This window comes from Pseudomonas chlororaphis subsp. aurantiaca (assembly GCF_013466605.1).
In the GTDB taxonomy this organism is placed as follows: Bacteria; Pseudomonadota; Gammaproteobacteria; order Pseudomonadales; family Pseudomonadaceae; genus Aquipseudomonas; species Aquipseudomonas chlororaphis_I.
The window spans coordinates 5146370-5160616 of the sequence record NZ_CP059162.1 but is presented as its reverse complement, the minus strand read 5'-3'; the positions used below and the strand labels follow the sequence as shown (position 1 = coordinate 5160616).

General features: G+C 62.6%; 11 protein-coding genes and 1 riboswitch. Of the genes, 10 read left to right on the top strand and 1 reads right to left on the bottom strand.

Annotated elements, in window-relative coordinates:
• Window positions 1–28 precede the first annotated feature (28 nt).
• The 7 genes from H0I86_RS23425 to astE all read left to right on the top strand — a co-directional run bounded on the left by H0I86_RS23425 (window position 29) and on the right by astE (window position 7873).
• Window positions 29–1249 (top strand): aspartate aminotransferase family protein, encoded by a 1221-nt coding sequence (locus H0I86_RS23425; protein WP_180922359.1) that lies wholly within the window; start codon window positions 29–31, stop codon window positions 1247–1249.
• A gap of 133 nt (window positions 1250–1382) precedes the next feature.
• Entirely contained in the window at window positions 1383–2402 is a 1020-nt protein-coding gene (aruF, locus tag H0I86_RS23420) for an arginine/ornithine succinyltransferase subunit alpha (RefSeq protein WP_007921551.1), read from the top strand.
• Between the two features lie 54 nt (window positions 2403–2456).
• The gene (aruG, locus tag H0I86_RS23415; RefSeq protein WP_007921553.1) at window positions 2457–3482 is read left to right on the top strand and encodes an arginine N-succinyltransferase; all 1026 of its coding nucleotides are present in this window, start codon (window positions 2457–2459) and stop codon (window positions 3480–3482) included.
• On the top strand, window positions 3479–4948 hold the full coding sequence (astD, locus tag H0I86_RS23410; RefSeq protein WP_164485535.1) for a succinylglutamate-semialdehyde dehydrogenase: 1470 nt from the start codon (window positions 3479–3481) through the stop codon (window positions 4946–4948). Before aruG ends, astD begins: the two co-directional genes overlap by 4 nt.
• 203 nt (window positions 4949–5151) lie before the next feature.
• Entirely contained in the window at window positions 5152–6498 is a 1347-nt protein-coding gene (astB, locus tag H0I86_RS23405) for an N-succinylarginine dihydrolase (protein WP_180922358.1), read from the top strand.
• Between the two features lie 63 nt (window positions 6499–6561).
• Window positions 6562–6849 (top strand): hypothetical protein, encoded by a 288-nt coding sequence (locus H0I86_RS23400; RefSeq protein WP_007921560.1) that lies wholly within the window; start codon window positions 6562–6564, stop codon window positions 6847–6849.
• A gap of 13 nt (window positions 6850–6862) precedes the next feature.
• Window positions 6863–7873 (top strand): succinylglutamate desuccinylase, encoded by a 1011-nt coding sequence (gene astE, locus H0I86_RS23395; protein ID WP_180922357.1) that lies wholly within the window; start codon window positions 6863–6865, stop codon window positions 7871–7873.
• A gap of 185 nt (window positions 7874–8058) precedes the next feature.
• Here the strand turns inward: astE and H0I86_RS23390 are convergent, their stop codons facing one another.
• Window positions 8059–8565: a 6,7-dimethyl-8-ribityllumazine synthase gene (locus tag H0I86_RS23390; protein WP_007921563.1), complete on the bottom strand. Its 507-nt coding sequence runs from the start codon at window positions 8563–8565 to the stop codon at window positions 8059–8061.
• Window positions 8566–8687: 122 nt separating this feature from the next.
• Window positions 8688–8859, bottom strand: a riboswitch (FMN riboswitch).
• Between the two features lie 211 nt (window positions 8860–9070).
• Here H0I86_RS23390 and ltaE point away from each other — a divergent pair.
• From ltaE to H0I86_RS23375, 3 genes are all read left to right on the top strand, one after another.
• Window positions 9071–10075 carry a low-specificity L-threonine aldolase gene (gene ltaE, locus H0I86_RS23385; protein WP_180922356.1) on the top strand — a complete coding sequence of 335 codons (1005 nt, stop codon included), beginning with the start codon at window positions 9071–9073 and terminating at the stop codon, window positions 10073–10075.
• Window positions 10076–10221: 146 nt separating this feature from the next.
• Complete coding sequence (alaS, locus tag H0I86_RS23380; RefSeq protein WP_180922355.1) at window positions 10222–12846, top strand: alanine--tRNA ligase; 2625 nt, start codon at window positions 10222–10224, stop codon at window positions 12844–12846.
• A 96-nt stretch (window positions 12847–12942) separates the two neighbouring features.
• Window positions 12943–14184 (top strand): aspartate kinase, encoded by a 1242-nt coding sequence (locus tag H0I86_RS23375; protein ID WP_007921569.1) that lies wholly within the window; start codon window positions 12943–12945, stop codon window positions 14182–14184.
• Window positions 14185–14247: the final 63 nt, after the last annotated feature.

The following is a 14247-nucleotide window of genomic DNA, read 5'->3' as shown; positions in this document are numbered from 1 at the left end:
GGCAGGCGTTCCTCTTCAGGAGACTCCGATGTCCGTTGAGCAAGCTCCGGTGCAACGCGCCGATTTCGATCAGGTCATGGTTCCCAACTATGCACCTGCGGCTTTCATTCCTGTGCGTGGCGCGGGTTCCCGAGTCTGGGATCAGTCGGGCCGAGAGCTGATCGACTTTGCCGGCGGGATCGCGGTCAACGTACTGGGCCACGCCCATCCGGCGCTGGTCGCTGCTCTGACCGAGCAAGCCAACAAGTTGTGGCATGTATCCAACGTCTTCACCAACGAGCCGGCCCTGCGCCTGGCCCACAAGCTGGTCGACGCCACCTTTGCCGAGCGCGCGTTCTTCTGCAACTCCGGCGCCGAAGCCAACGAGGCCGCCTTCAAGCTGGCCCGTCGTGTCGCGTTCGACCGTTTTGGCGCGGAAAAATACGAAATCATCGCGGCCCTCAACAGCTTCCACGGTCGCACCCTGTTCACCGTGAACGTGGGCGGCCAGTCGAAGTACTCCGACGGCTTCGGTCCTAAAATCACCGGTATCATCCACGTTCCCTACAACGATCTGGCGGCATTGAAAGCGGCGATTTCGGACAAGACCTGCGCGGTGGTACTGGAGCCGATCCAGGGCGAAGGCGGTGTGTTGCCAGCCGAGAAGGCTTACCTGCAAGGCGCCCGCGAGCTGTGCGACGCGCACAACGCGCTGCTGGTGTTCGACGAAGTGCAGACCGGCATGGGCCGCAGCGGCGAGCTGTTCGCCTATATGCACTACGGCGTGACCCCGGACATCCTGACCAGCGCCAAGAGCCTGGGCGGCGGTTTCCCGATCGCCGCGATGCTGACCACCGAAGCGCTGGCCAAGCACCTGGTGGTCGGTACCCACGGCACCACCTACGGCGGCAACCCGCTGGCATGCGCGGTGGCGGGTGCGGTGATCGACGTGATCAACACGCCCGAAGTGTTGAACGGCGTGAAGGCCAAGCACGATCGCTTCAAGACCCGTCTGCAGCAGATCGGCGAGAAGTACGGCCTGTTCACCGAAGTGCGTGGCCTGGGCCTGCTGCTCGGTTGCGTGCTCAGCGATGCCTGGAAAGGCAAGGCCAAGGACGTGTTCAACGCCGCTGAAAAAGAAAACCTGATGATCCTCCAGGCCGGTCCGGACGTGGTGCGTTTCGCCCCGAGCCTGGTGGTCGAGGAAGCGGACATCGAAGAGGGCCTGCAGCGCTTCGAGCGCGCAGTAGCCAAGCTGACCCAGGCCTGATTCGGGCCGCGGTACGCCTCGGCGCTTGTCTTCAGGGCCAGCGTCGAGCCCCATTTTCGGTGCCGGGCTGTCCCGGCATTTTTTTCCCTGAGTCGGCCTCCTGGCCGGCCTGTTTCGAATAAGGAGTGACACCATGCTGGTGATGCGCCCCGCGCAAATGGCTGATCTGGGCGAGGTACAGCGTCTGGCTGCGGACAGCCCGATTGGTGTCACTTCCTTGCCGGATGACGTGGAACGCCTGAGCGACAAGATCGCGGCAAGCGAGGCTTCGTTCGCCGCGGAGGTGAGTTTCAATGGCGAGGAGAGCTACTTCTTCGTCCTCGAGGACACCGAAACCGGCAAGCTGGTCGGTTGCTCGGCCATCGTTGCTTCGGCCGGTTACTCCGAGCCGTTCTACAGCTTCCGTAACGAGACCTTCGTGCACGCCTCCCGCGAGCTGAAGATCCACAACAAGATCCACGTGCTTTCCCAGTGCCACGACCTGACCGGCAACAGCCTGCTGACCAGCTTCTATGTGGTCCCGGAACTGGTGGGGTCGCCGTGGTCGGAACTCAATTCCCGCGGTCGCCTGCTGTTCGTCGCCAGCCACCCGGAGCGTTTCGCCGATTCGGTGGTGACCGAGATCGTCGGCTATAGCGACGAGAACGGCGACTCGCCGTTCTGGGACGCCATCGGTCGCAACTTCTTCGACCTCAACTACGCCGCCGCCGAGCGTCTGTGCGGGCTGAAAAGCCGTACCTTCCTCGCCGAGCTGATGCCGCATTACCCGATCTATGTGCCGCTGCTGCCGGATGCCGCGCAGGAAGCCATGGGCCAGGTGCACCCGCGGGCGCAGATCACCTTCGACATCCTGATGCGCGAAGGCTTCGAGACCGATCATTACATCGACATCTTCGACGGTGGCCCGACCCTGCACGCGCGGGTCTCGGGGATCCGTTCGATCGCCCAGAGCCGCGTGGTGCCGGTGAAGATCGGTGAGGTCGCCAAGGGCGGCGGACGCCAGTACCTGGTCGCCAACGCGCAGTTGCAGGATTACCGCGCGGTGATGCTGGAGCTGGATTACGCGCCGGGCAAGCCGGTGACCCTGGATCTGCAGGCGGCCGAAGCCCTGGGTGTCGGCGAAGGTGCCAGCGTGCGCCTGGTGGCGGTTTAACGCCTTAAGCGAGTTTCGCGGGGGCCGTCAGCGGCGCCCGTCTGAGGAGATAGCATGATCGTTCGTCCCGTACGCAGCAGCGACTTACCCGCTCTGATCGACCTGGCCCGCAGTACCGGCACCGGCCTTACCACCTTGCCGGCCAACGAAGAACGCCTGAAGCACCGCGTGGGCTGGGCGGAAAAGACCTTCCGTGGCGAAGCCGAGCGCGGCGACGCGGATTACCTGTTCGTGCTCGAGGACGACAACGGTCGCGTGGTGGGGATTTCCGCGATTGCCGGTGCGGTCGGCCTGCGCGAGCCCTGGTACAACTTCCGGGTCGGCCTGACTGTCAGCGCCTCCCAGGAACTGAACATCTACCGCGAGATTCCGACGCTGTTCCTGGCCAACGACCTGACCGGCAATTCCGAGCTGTGCTCGCTGTTCCTGCACGCCGATTACCGCACCGGCCTCAACGGCCGCATGCTGGCCAAGGCCCGCATGCTGTTCATCGCCGAGTTCCCGCAGCTGTTCGGCAACAAGATCATCGCCGAGATGCGCGGCATGTCCGATGAAGCCGGGCGCTCGCCATTCTGGGAAAGCCTGGGCCGGCACTTCTTCAAGATGGAGTTCAGCCAGGCCGACTACCTGACCGGCGTGGGCAACAAGGCGTTCATCGCCGAGCTGATGCCGAAGTTCCCGCTGTACACCTGCTTCCTCTCCGAGGGCGCGCGCAACGTGATCGGCAAGGTGCACACCGATACCGAGCCGGCGCTGGCCATGCTCAAGAGCGAGGGTTTCAGCTACCAGGGTTACGTCGATATCTTCGACGCCGGCCCGGCGGTGGAGTGCGAGACCGCCAAGATCCGCGCGGTGCGCGACAGCCAGGCGCTGGTGCTGGCCATCGGCACGCCGGGCGACGACGCCACGCCTTTCCTGATTCACAACCGCAAGCGCGAGGACTGCCGGATCACCGCTGCTCCCGCGCGCTTCGCGTCGGGCACCCTGGTGGTTGATGCGCTGACCGCCAAACGCCTGCAACTCAATGCGGGCGATCAGGTCCGTGCCGTTGCGCTGTCTGCTTCCCGGGAGTCGAAATAATGAACACGCTGTACATCGCAGGCCAGTGGCTGCCAGGCCAGGGCGAAGCCTTTGAGTCGTTGAATCCGGTGACCCAGCAGGTGCTGTGGTCGGGCAACGGCGCCACCGTCGCCCAGGTTGAAAGTGCGGTGCAGGCCGCGCGCCAGGCATTCCCGGCCTGGGCCAGGCGTTCGCTGGACGAGCGGATCGCCGTGCTGGAAGCCTTTGCCGCCAGCCTGAAAAGCCATGCCGACGAACTGGCCCGTTGCATCGGTGAGGAAACCGGCAAACCACTGTGGGAAGCCGCCACCGAAGTGACCAGCATGGTCAACAAGATCGCGATCTCGGTGCAGAGCTACCGTGAACGTACCGGCGAGAAGAGTGGCCCGCTGGGTGACGCCACCGCGGTACTGCGGCACAAACCCCACGGCGTGGTGGCGGTGTTCGGCCCTTACAACTTCCCTGGCCATCTGCCTAACGGTCATATTGTTCCTGCCCTGCTGGCGGGTAACAGCGTGCTGTTCAAGCCCAGCGAACTGACCCCGAAAGTCGCTGAGCTGACGGTCAAATGCTGGATCGAAGCCGGCCTGCCGGCGGGCGTGCTGAACCTGCTGCAAGGCGCGCGGGAAACCGGCATCGCCCTGGCTGCCAACCCGGGTATCGACGGTCTGTTCTTCACCGGTTCCAGCCGCACCGGCAATCACCTGCACCAGCAGTTCGCCGGCCGTCCGGACAAGATCCTCGCGCTGGAGATGGGCGGTAACAACCCGCTGGTGGTGGATCAGGTCGCGGACCTGGACGCGGCGGTCTACACCATCATCCAGTCGGCCTTCATTTCCGCCGGCCAGCGTTGCACCTGCGCGCGCCGCCTGCTGGTGCCGCAAGGTGCCTGGGGCGACCAGTTGCTGGAGCGCCTGGTGGCGGTCAGCTCGACCATCGAGGTCGGTGCGTTCGACCAGCAGCCGGCACCGTTCATGGGCTCGGTGATTTCCCTTGGCGCTGCCCGCGCGCTGATGCAGGCCCAGGAAAACCTGTTGGCCAATGGCGCCGTGGCGTTGCTGGAAATGACCCAGCCACAGGATCAGGCCGCACTGCTGACCCCGGGCATTCTCGACGTGACCGCCGTGGCCGAGCGCCCGGACGAAGAACTGTTCGGCCCCTTGCTGCAAGTGATTCGCTACGCCGATTTCGAAGCGGCGATCGCCGAGGCCAATGACACCCAGTACGGTCTGGCGGCGGGCCTGCTGTCGGATTCCGAGGCGCGTTACCAGCAGTTCTGGCTGGAAAGCCGGGCCGGTATCGTCAATTGGAACAAACAGCTGACCGGTGCCGCGAGCAGCGCGCCGTTCGGCGGTGTCGGGGCTTCCGGCAACCATCGCGCCAGTGCCTATTACGCCGCGGATTACTGCGCGTATCCGGTGGCGTCGCTGGAAACCGCGAGCCTGACCTTGCCGAGCGCGCTGACGCCGGGTGTACGCCTGGTGTGATGGGTTGCGCTGCAGATTGCTGGAAGGTCCTGCGACCTTCGCAGCCTGCAAAGCGGCTACAGAGAGCGGCGGGGCGTCGGTGGTTGTGGTAACCCTGTAGCCGCTGCCGCAGGCTGCGATCGCCCGCGAAGCGGGCGCCGACGGCCTCAAGACATGTACTGATACCGATGCCTATAACAACAGATTCTCGTGGAGCCTCGCTGATGAAATCCTATGAAGTCAATTTCGACGGTCTAGTGGGGCCTACCCATAACTACGGCGGCCTGTCCTACGGCAACGTCGCGTCCCAGAGCAACAGCCAGCAGTCTTCCAACCCCAAGGAAGCCGCGCTGCAGGGCCTGGCGAAAATGAAAGCGCTGATGGAAATGGGTTTCCAGCAAGGCGTGCTGGCGCCACAGGAACGCCCGGACGTGGCCGCCCTGCGTCGGCTGGGTTTTTCCGGCAGCGATGCGCAGGTCATCGAGCGCGCCGCCAAGGATGCGATGCCGCTGCTGGTCGCCAGTTGCTCGGCGTCGAGCATGTGGGTGGCCAACGCCGCCACGGTCAGTCCGAGTGCCGACACCCGCGATGGGCGCGTGCATTTCACCGCCGCCAACCTGAACTGCAAATATCACCGCAGCATCGAACACCCGACCACCAGTCGGGTACTGGGGGCGATGTTCGCCGACCAGCAGCACTTCGCCCATCACGCGGCGTTGCCGGCGGTGGCGCAGTTCGGCGATGAAGGCGCGGCCAACCACACCCGTTTCTGCCGCGACTATGGCCAGGCCGGCGTCGAGTTCTTCGTCTTCGGGCGCAGCGCCTTCGACACCCGCTACCCGGCACCGCAGAAGTACCCGGCGCGCCAGACCCTGGAAGCCTCGCAGGCCGTCGCCCGTCTGCACGGCCTGAGCGACGACGGTGTGGTGTATGCCCAGCAGAACCCGTCGGTGATCGACCAGGGCGTATTCCATAACGACGTGATCGCGGTGGGTAACGGCGAAGTGCTGTTCTATCACGAGGACGCGTTCCTCGAGACCGACAAGATGCTCGCCGAGCTGGATGCCAAGCTGGGCAAGCGTGGCGGCAATTTCCAGTCGATCTGTGTGCCGCGCTCGCAGGTCACGGTGGAAGACGCAGTGCGCTCCTACCTGTTCAACAGTCAGCTGCTATCCCGCGCCGATGGCTCGATGCTGCTGATCGTGCCGGAAGAGTGCCGCGGCAACGAGCGGGTCTGGCAGTACCTGCAAGGCTTGACCAGCTCCGGCGGCCTGATCCGCGAAGTGAAAGTCTTCGACCTCAAGCAGAGCATGCAGAACGGCGGTGGCCCGGCGTGCCTGCGGCTACGGGTCGCGCTCAATCAAACCGAACTGGCGGCGGTCAACCCAGGGGTTATCATGACCGCGCCGTTGTACGACACGCTGACCCAATGGGTCGACAAGCACTACCGCGACCGCCTGAGCGAAAACGATCTGGCGGACCCGCAATTGCTGCTTGAGTGCCGGACGGCACTGGATGAACTGACGCAAATCCTTAAACTGGGCGCGGTTTATCCATTCCAGATCAATTGAAAGCCCGCGCCTGAGTCCGCTGATCCAGGCGCGCCGCTTTACCTCCAGATGAGAGCGTAATAAATGAGCGATACCCTGCAGCTGATCCTTGAAGACACCGACGGTACTCAACTGGAAACTTCCTGCACTCGCGTTGCCGTGATGTGGCAAGGCAAGGAATTGTGGATCCAGCAGGACGGCCGCGGCCAGCTGCTGATCGGCGTGGACGTCGAGGAAGGCGACGAAGAGTATGCCAACCTGCTGCTGCGTCCATTGGCGACTAATCTGGTAAGTCTGCAACTGGAAATGGAACCGGCCGACGCCGGTGACGACGATCACGTGCACGGCCCTGACTGCCAGCACGACCATTAAGGAATAACGTTCTATGCTCGCCCTCGGCAAACTGCTTGAACTGACCCTCGCCGGTCGTGAACCGGCGGAGAAGACTCAACTGACTGTCGACGGCGTGCGGATGCGCTGGCTGAGCGAAGGTGCGCTGGAAGTCCGGCCACCCCAGGCGCGGGACAATGGCATGGACCTGCTGCTGTCGGCCGGCATCCACGGCAACGAGACGGCACCGATCGAGTTGCTCGACCGCCTGTTGCACGACATCGCTCGCGGCGACCTCAAGCCGTGCGCACGCATTCTGTTCCTGTTCGGCAACCCCGAGGCCATGCGCCACGGCGAACGCTTCATCGAGCAGGACATCAACCGGCTGTTCAATGGCCGTCACGAACAAAGCAGTGGCAGCGAGGCTTTACGCGCCTGTGAGCTGGAGCGCCTGGCGGCGAGTTTCTTCAGCCTGGCGGACCGTACTCGCCTGCACTACGACCTGCACACGGCGATCCGCGGTTCGAAGATCGAGCAGTTCGCCCTGTACCCGTGGAAGGAAGGTCGCCAGCACTCGCGCCGGGAACTGGCGCGCCTGCGGGCCGCGGGCATGGAGGCGGTCTTGTTGCAGAACAAGCCGTCCATCGTGTTCAGCTCCTATACCTACGACAAGCTGGACGCCGAGTCTTTCACTCTGGAGCTGGGCAAGGCCCGGCCGTTCGGGCAGAACCAGGGGGTGAATGTCGAGCGTCTGGAAACCCGCCTGAAGCAGATCATCGAAGGCTGCGAACCGCCCATGGCGGAGGAGAAGCTGGATGGCTTGCAGCTGTTCAGCGTTGCACGGGAAATCATCAAGCACAGCGATACCTTCCACCTGCATCTGCCGGCGGATATCGAGAACTTCTCTGAACTGGAAGTGGGTTACCTGCTGGCCGACGACATCGCCCAGACCCGCTGGATAGTCGAGGAGGAGGGGGCACGGATCATCTTCCCCAACCCCAAGGTGAAGAACGGCCTGCGTGCCGGAATCCTGATCGTGCCGACCACGGCTGACGGCCTGGCCTGACACGGCAACCTGTAGCCGCTGCCGAAGACTGCGATCGACCGCGTAGCGGGCGCCGCTTTTGAGGTTGATTAGAAGGCCTTGCGGGCCTTATCGCAGCCTGCGGCCGCGGTTACAAAAGCATCGCGAGCGAGCTCGATCCCTGTAGGAACGAGCTGGCTCGCGATTTTGCTTTCAGCGTCTGACGCTTACACCGCTACCCGCTGCTCAGGACGACGCAGGGCGCGAGTCTTGTGCAGGGTGTCGGCGCAGGTCTTCGCCGCTTCCTGGCCTTTGTGCACGAAATGCTCGAAGAAGAACTTCTGATGTTCTTCGCCGGCGTGGAAGTGGTGCGGGGTCAAGACCACCGAGAACACCGGCACTTCGGTTTCCAGCTGGACCTGCATCAGGCCGCTGATCACCGACTGGGCGACGAACTCGTGGCGGTAGATACCGCCGTCCACCACCAGGCCCGCGGCCACGATGCCGGCATAACGACCGGACTTGGCCAGCAGCTTGGCGTGCAGTGGAATTTCAAAGGCGCCGCCGACTTCGAAGAAGTCGATATCGCTTTCCTGATAACCCTGGGCAAGCATTTCGCTGACGAAACCTTTGCGGCTCTGGTCGACGATTTCCTTGTGCCAGCAGGCCTGGATAAACGCCACGCGTTCGCCGTGATGCTGTTTGCTTTTGCTATCGATTGCGGTGGGTTGCATCTGTTCTGACTCCTGTTTGTGTGAAAAACAGGGCGTTATGAATCGAAAGGGATTTAAGGGTACGTACCGGCCAGGCGCACAAGCAGTCGCGCGCAGGTCTGTGGACGGCCCTCTGGCGCCAATCCCGTTCTCTCTTCATCCGGACTATGACCGTCGGCCCCGGGATCACACCGGGTCTGCTGACCTTGCCGTCATTCGCCGCCGAAGCGGTGCCTGTCGTCAAGCGCTCGCGGGCTATGCGCATTGCGCGCAATTACCGCCGGTGGGGAATTACACCCCGCCCTGAGAACGTTGCCACCGTGCTTTGCGGCGGCGGTGAGTTTGTAACACATATTTTTCGGCGGCGCATTGCGGCTTTTGGATGATAAACATCGGTTTTTCATCTCCATCGATGGGCTTTTCCTGGGCGGGCCTTGATAAATCGCGGTTGTGCCCGTAGTAATTCAGTTCGAAAGATTTTCCTTATCCGCAGCGACGTCCGCGTCCCCTTGCCGAGGCCTGATTCATGAGCGTTATCGATCTTCGTAGTGACACCGTTACCCAACCCACGGCGGGCATGCTGGAGGCAATGGCCACAGCGGCCACGGGCGATGATGTCTACGGCGAAGATCCGACGGTCAACCGCCTGGAAGCCGAGTTGGCGCAGCGCCTGGGGTTCGCCGAGGCGCTGTTCGTGCCGACTGGCACCATGAGCAACCTGCTGGGCTTGATGGCCCATTGTGGGCGTGGCGACGAATACATCGTCGGCCAGCAGGCGCATACCTATAAGTACGAGGGTGGCGGGGCAGCGGTGCTGGGCTCGATCCAGCCCCAGCCGCTGGAAGTCCAGGCCGACGGCTCGCTGGACCTGGCCCAGGTGGCCGCGGCGATCAAGCCGGACGATTTCCACTTTGCCCGTACCCGCTTGCTGGCGCTGGAAAACACCATGCAGGGCAAGGTGCTGCCGTTGAGCTATCTGGCACAGGCCCGGGCTTTCACCCGTGAGCATGGCCTGGCCCTGCACCTGGACGGCGCACGGTTGTACAACGCGGCGGTCAAGCTGGGCGTCGATGCGCGGGAGATTACCCAGCACTTCGACTCTGTCTCGGTGTGCCTGTCCAAGGGCCTGGGCGCGCCGGTGGGCTCGGTACTGTGCGGTTCGGCGGAGCTGGTCGGCAAGGCCCGACGCCTGCGCAAGATGGTCGGGGGTGGCATGCGCCAGGCCGGGATCCTGGCCGCGGCGGGCCTGTATGCGCTCGATCAGCATGTAGCGCGCCTGGCCGATGACCATGCCAATGCCCGGTTGCTGGCCGAGGGGCTGCGTGAGGCGGGCTATGACGTCGAGCCGGTGCAGACCAATATGGTCTATGTGGCGATGGGCGACAGGGCAGAGGCCCTCAAGGCCTTTGCCGGCGAGCGTGGGATCAGGCTGAGCGCCGCGTCACGGCTGCGGATGGTCACCCATATGGACGTCAGTCGTGCACAAATCGAGCAAGTCGTTGGGACTTTTATCGATTTTTCCCGCAACTGACAGTGTTAGCCGTCCAATTGACCGTCTCTATCGTATAAACACGCTGTACCCCAAGCTCAGGGCCGATATAATGCGGCCCTTTGCCGTCGTTTCGTCTGATGACGTTTCGCACAGGCCTTTGGCCGCAGTCTCCGTGGAAGAACCTAATGAAAAGCGCAGAAATCCGTGAAGCCTTCCTTCGCTTCTTCGAAGAGCAAGGCCACACCCGTGTAGCCTCCAGCTCTTTGATTCCGGGCAACGACCCAACCCTGCTGTTCACCAACGCGGGGATGAACCAGTTCAAGGACTGCTTCCTGGGCCAGGAAAAGCGCGCCTATACCCGCGCCGTAAGCAGCCAGAAATGCGTACGCGCCGGCGGCAAGCACAACGACCTGGAAAACGTCGGTTACACCGCCCGCCACCACACTTTCTTTGAAATGCTGGGCAACTTCAGCTTCGGCGATTATTTCAAACGTGACGCCATCACCTTCGCCTGGACGTTCCTGACGTCCGACAAGTGGTTGAACCTGCCGAAAGAAAAACTCTGGGTCACCGTCTATGCCACCGATGACGAGGCCTATGACATCTGGACCAAGGAAGTCGGGGTTCCGGCCGAGCGCATGGTCCGTATCGGCGACAACAAGGGCGCACCATACGCTTCCGACAACTTCTGGACCATGGGCGATACCGGCCCGTGCGGTCCTTGCACCGAGATTTTCTACGATCACGGCGCCGATATCTGGGGCGGCCCACCGGGCTCGCCGGAAGAGGACGGCGACCGTTACATCGAGATCTGGAACAACGTATTCATGCAGTTCAACCGCACCGCCGATGGCGTGTTGCATCCGTTGCCAGCGCCGTCGGTGGACACCGGCATGGGCCTGGAGCGGATCAGTGCGGTACTGCAGCACGTTCACTCGAACTATGAAATCGACCTGTTCCAGAGCCTGCTGAACGCGGCGGCCAAGGCCATCGGTTGCACCAACGACGCCCAGGCGTCTTTGAAAGTCGTGGCCGACCACATCCGTTCCTGCGGCTTCCTGATCGCCGACGGCGTGCTGCCTTCCAACGAAGGCCGCGGTTATGTCCTGCGTCGCATCATTCGCCGTGCTTGCCGTCACGGCAACAAGCTGGGCGCCAAGGGCAGCTTCTTCTATCAGATCGTGGCCGCGCTGGTCGCCGAAATGGGCGACGCCTTCCCGGAACTGAAATCCCAGCAGGCGCACATCGAGCGCGTGCTGAAAGCCGAAGAGGAGCAGTTCGCCAAGACCCTGGAGCAGGGCCTGAAGATCCTCGAGCAGGACTTGGCCGAACTCAAAGGCACCGTGGTGCCGGGCGACGTGGTGTTCAAACTGTACGACACCTACGGTTTCCCGATGGACCTGACCGGCGACATCGCCCGTGAGCGCAGCCTGACCCTCGACGAGGAAGGTTTCGAGCGCGAGATGGAAGCCCAGCGCGTGCGTGCCCGTTCCGCCAGTTCCTTCGGCATGGATTACAACAGCCTGGTCAAGGTCGATGTGGCTACCGAATTCACCGGTTATCACGCCACCAGCGGTGCGGCCAAGGTGGTGGCTCTTTATAAGGAAGGGCAATCGGTCGACGTGCTGAGCGAAGGTGAAGAGGGTGTCGTTGTTCTCGACCAGACGCCTTTCTACGCCGAATCGGGCGGCCAGATCGGCGACTGCGGTTACCTGCAAGCGGGCAGCGCGCGTTTCGACGTGCGCGATACCACCAAGACCGGCGGTGCTTTCCTGCATCACGGCGTATTGGCCAGCGGCAGCCTGACCGTTGGCGCTCCGGTGCAAACCCAGGTCGATGCCGAAGTGCGTCACGCCACCTCGCAGAACCACTCGGCCACCCACTTGCTGCACGCCGCTTTGCGCCAGGTGCTGGGCGAGCATGTGCAGCAGAAGGGCTCGCTGGTCGACAGTCAGCGCCTGCGTTTCGACTTCAGCCACTTCGAAGCGATCAAACCTGAGCAGATCAAGGCCCTGGAAGACATCGTCAACGCCGAGATTCGCAAGAACACTGCGGTGGAAACCGAAGAAACCGATATCGACACCGCCAAGCAGAAGGGCGCCATGGCGCTGTTCGGCGAGAAGTACGGCGACAGCGTGCGTGTACTGAGCATGGGCGGCGACTTCTCCGTCGAACTGTGTGGCGGTATCCACGCCAACCGTACCGGCGATATCGGCCTGCTGAAAATCATCAGCGAAGGCGGCGTGGCCTCGGGCGTACGTCGTATCGAAGCAGTCACCGGTGCCGCGGCACTGGCGTACCTGAACGCTGCGGAAGAGCAACTCAAGGAAGCGGCGACCCTGGTCAAGGGCAGTCGTGACAACCTGATCGACAAGCTGTCGGCCGTGCTGGAGCGCAATCGCCTGCTGGAGAAACAACTCGAGCAACTGCAGGCCAAGGCGGCCAGTGCTGCTGGCGACGACCTGTCGGCCCAGGCGCTGGATGTCAAAGGGGCGAAAGTGCTGGCGGCGCGCCTGGACGGTCAGGACGGCAAGGCGCTGTTAGCGCTGGTCGATCAGTTGAAAAACAAACTCGGTCGCGCAGTGATCCTGCTCGGCAGTGTCCATGAGGAAAAGGTCGTACTGGTTGCGGGCGTAACCAAGGACCTGACTGGCCAACTCAAAGCCGGTGATTTGATGAAGCAAGCCGCTGCGGCAGTGGGCGGGAAGGGCGGTGGTCGTCCGGACATGGCGCAGGGCGGTGGCGTCGATGCCGCTGCGCTGGATGCCGCGCTGGCCTTGACCGTTCCGTTCGTCGAGCAGGGGATTTAAGGTTCCAAGCCGAGCCCGTCGTCTAGTGGCGGGCTTTGGAGCTGCGCAGTTTGATTGATTAATGGGCGCCCCTTTACGGGCTGAGGCGGCTTAGAAATGGCTTTGATCGTACAGAAATTTGGAGGCACCTCGGTCGGTTCCGTCGAAAGAATCGAGCAGGTCGCCGACAAGGTGAAAAAATTCCGCGAAGCCGGTGACGACCTGGTGGTTGTGCTGTCGGCCATGAGCGGCGAAACCAACCGTCTGATCGACCTTGCCAAGCAAATCAGCGGCGACGGTCAGCCGGTTCCTCGCGAGCTGGACGTGATCGTTTCCACCGGTGAGCAGGTGACGATCGCACTGCTGGCCATGGCGCTGATCAAGCGCGGCGTGCCCGCAGTGTCGTATACCGGCAACCAGGTGCGGATTCTGACCGATAGCGCGCACAATAAAGCGCGCATATTGCAGATCGACGATCAGAAAATTCGCGGGGATCTGAAGGCCGGTCGCGTGGTTGTGGTCGCAGGTTTCCAGGGCGTCGACGAGCACGGCAACATCACGACCCTTGGTCGTGGCGGTTCCGACACTACCGGCGTGGCACTGGCGGCAGCCCTGAAGGCTGACGAATGCCAGATCTATACCGATGTCGACGGCGTCTACACCACCGATCCGCGCGTGGTGTCCGTGGCCCAGCGCCTGGACAAGATCACCTTCGAAGAAATGCTGGAAATGGCCAGCCTGGGCTCCAAGGTGCTGCAGATCCGCGCGGTCGAGTTCGCCGGCAAGTACAACGTTCCGCTGCGCGTACTGCACAGCTTCAAGGAGGGTCCGGGTACCCTCATTACTATTGATGAAGAGGAATCCATGGAACAGCCGATCATTTCCGGCATCGCTTTTAACCGCGATGAAGCCAAGCTGACCATCCGTGGCGTGCCAGACACTCCCGGCGTGGCCTTCAAGATTCTCGGCCCGATCAGCGCCGCGAACATTGAAGTCGACATGATCGTGCAGAATGTTTCGCACGATAACACCACCGACTTCACCTTCACCGTGCACCGCAACGATTACCTGGCGGCCCAGCAAGTACTGGAAAACACTGCCCGTGAGATCGGTGCCCGGGAAGTGGTGGGTGACACCAAGATCGCCAAGGTCTCGATCGTTGGCGTCGGCATGCGCTCCCACGCGGGCGTTGCCAGCCGCATGTTCGAAGCCCTGGCCAAGGAAAGCATCAACATCCAGATGATCTCGACCTCGGAAATCAAGGTTTCCGTGGTGATCGAAGAGAAGTACCTGGAACTGGCTGTGCGCGCTCTGCACACGGCTTTCGAACTGGACGCTCCGGCCCGACAGGGCGAGTGATGCGTTGCCCGAAGGGCGCGGTTTACCGCGCCCTTCGTTTTTTTGATCGGCGTGACAGAAAAC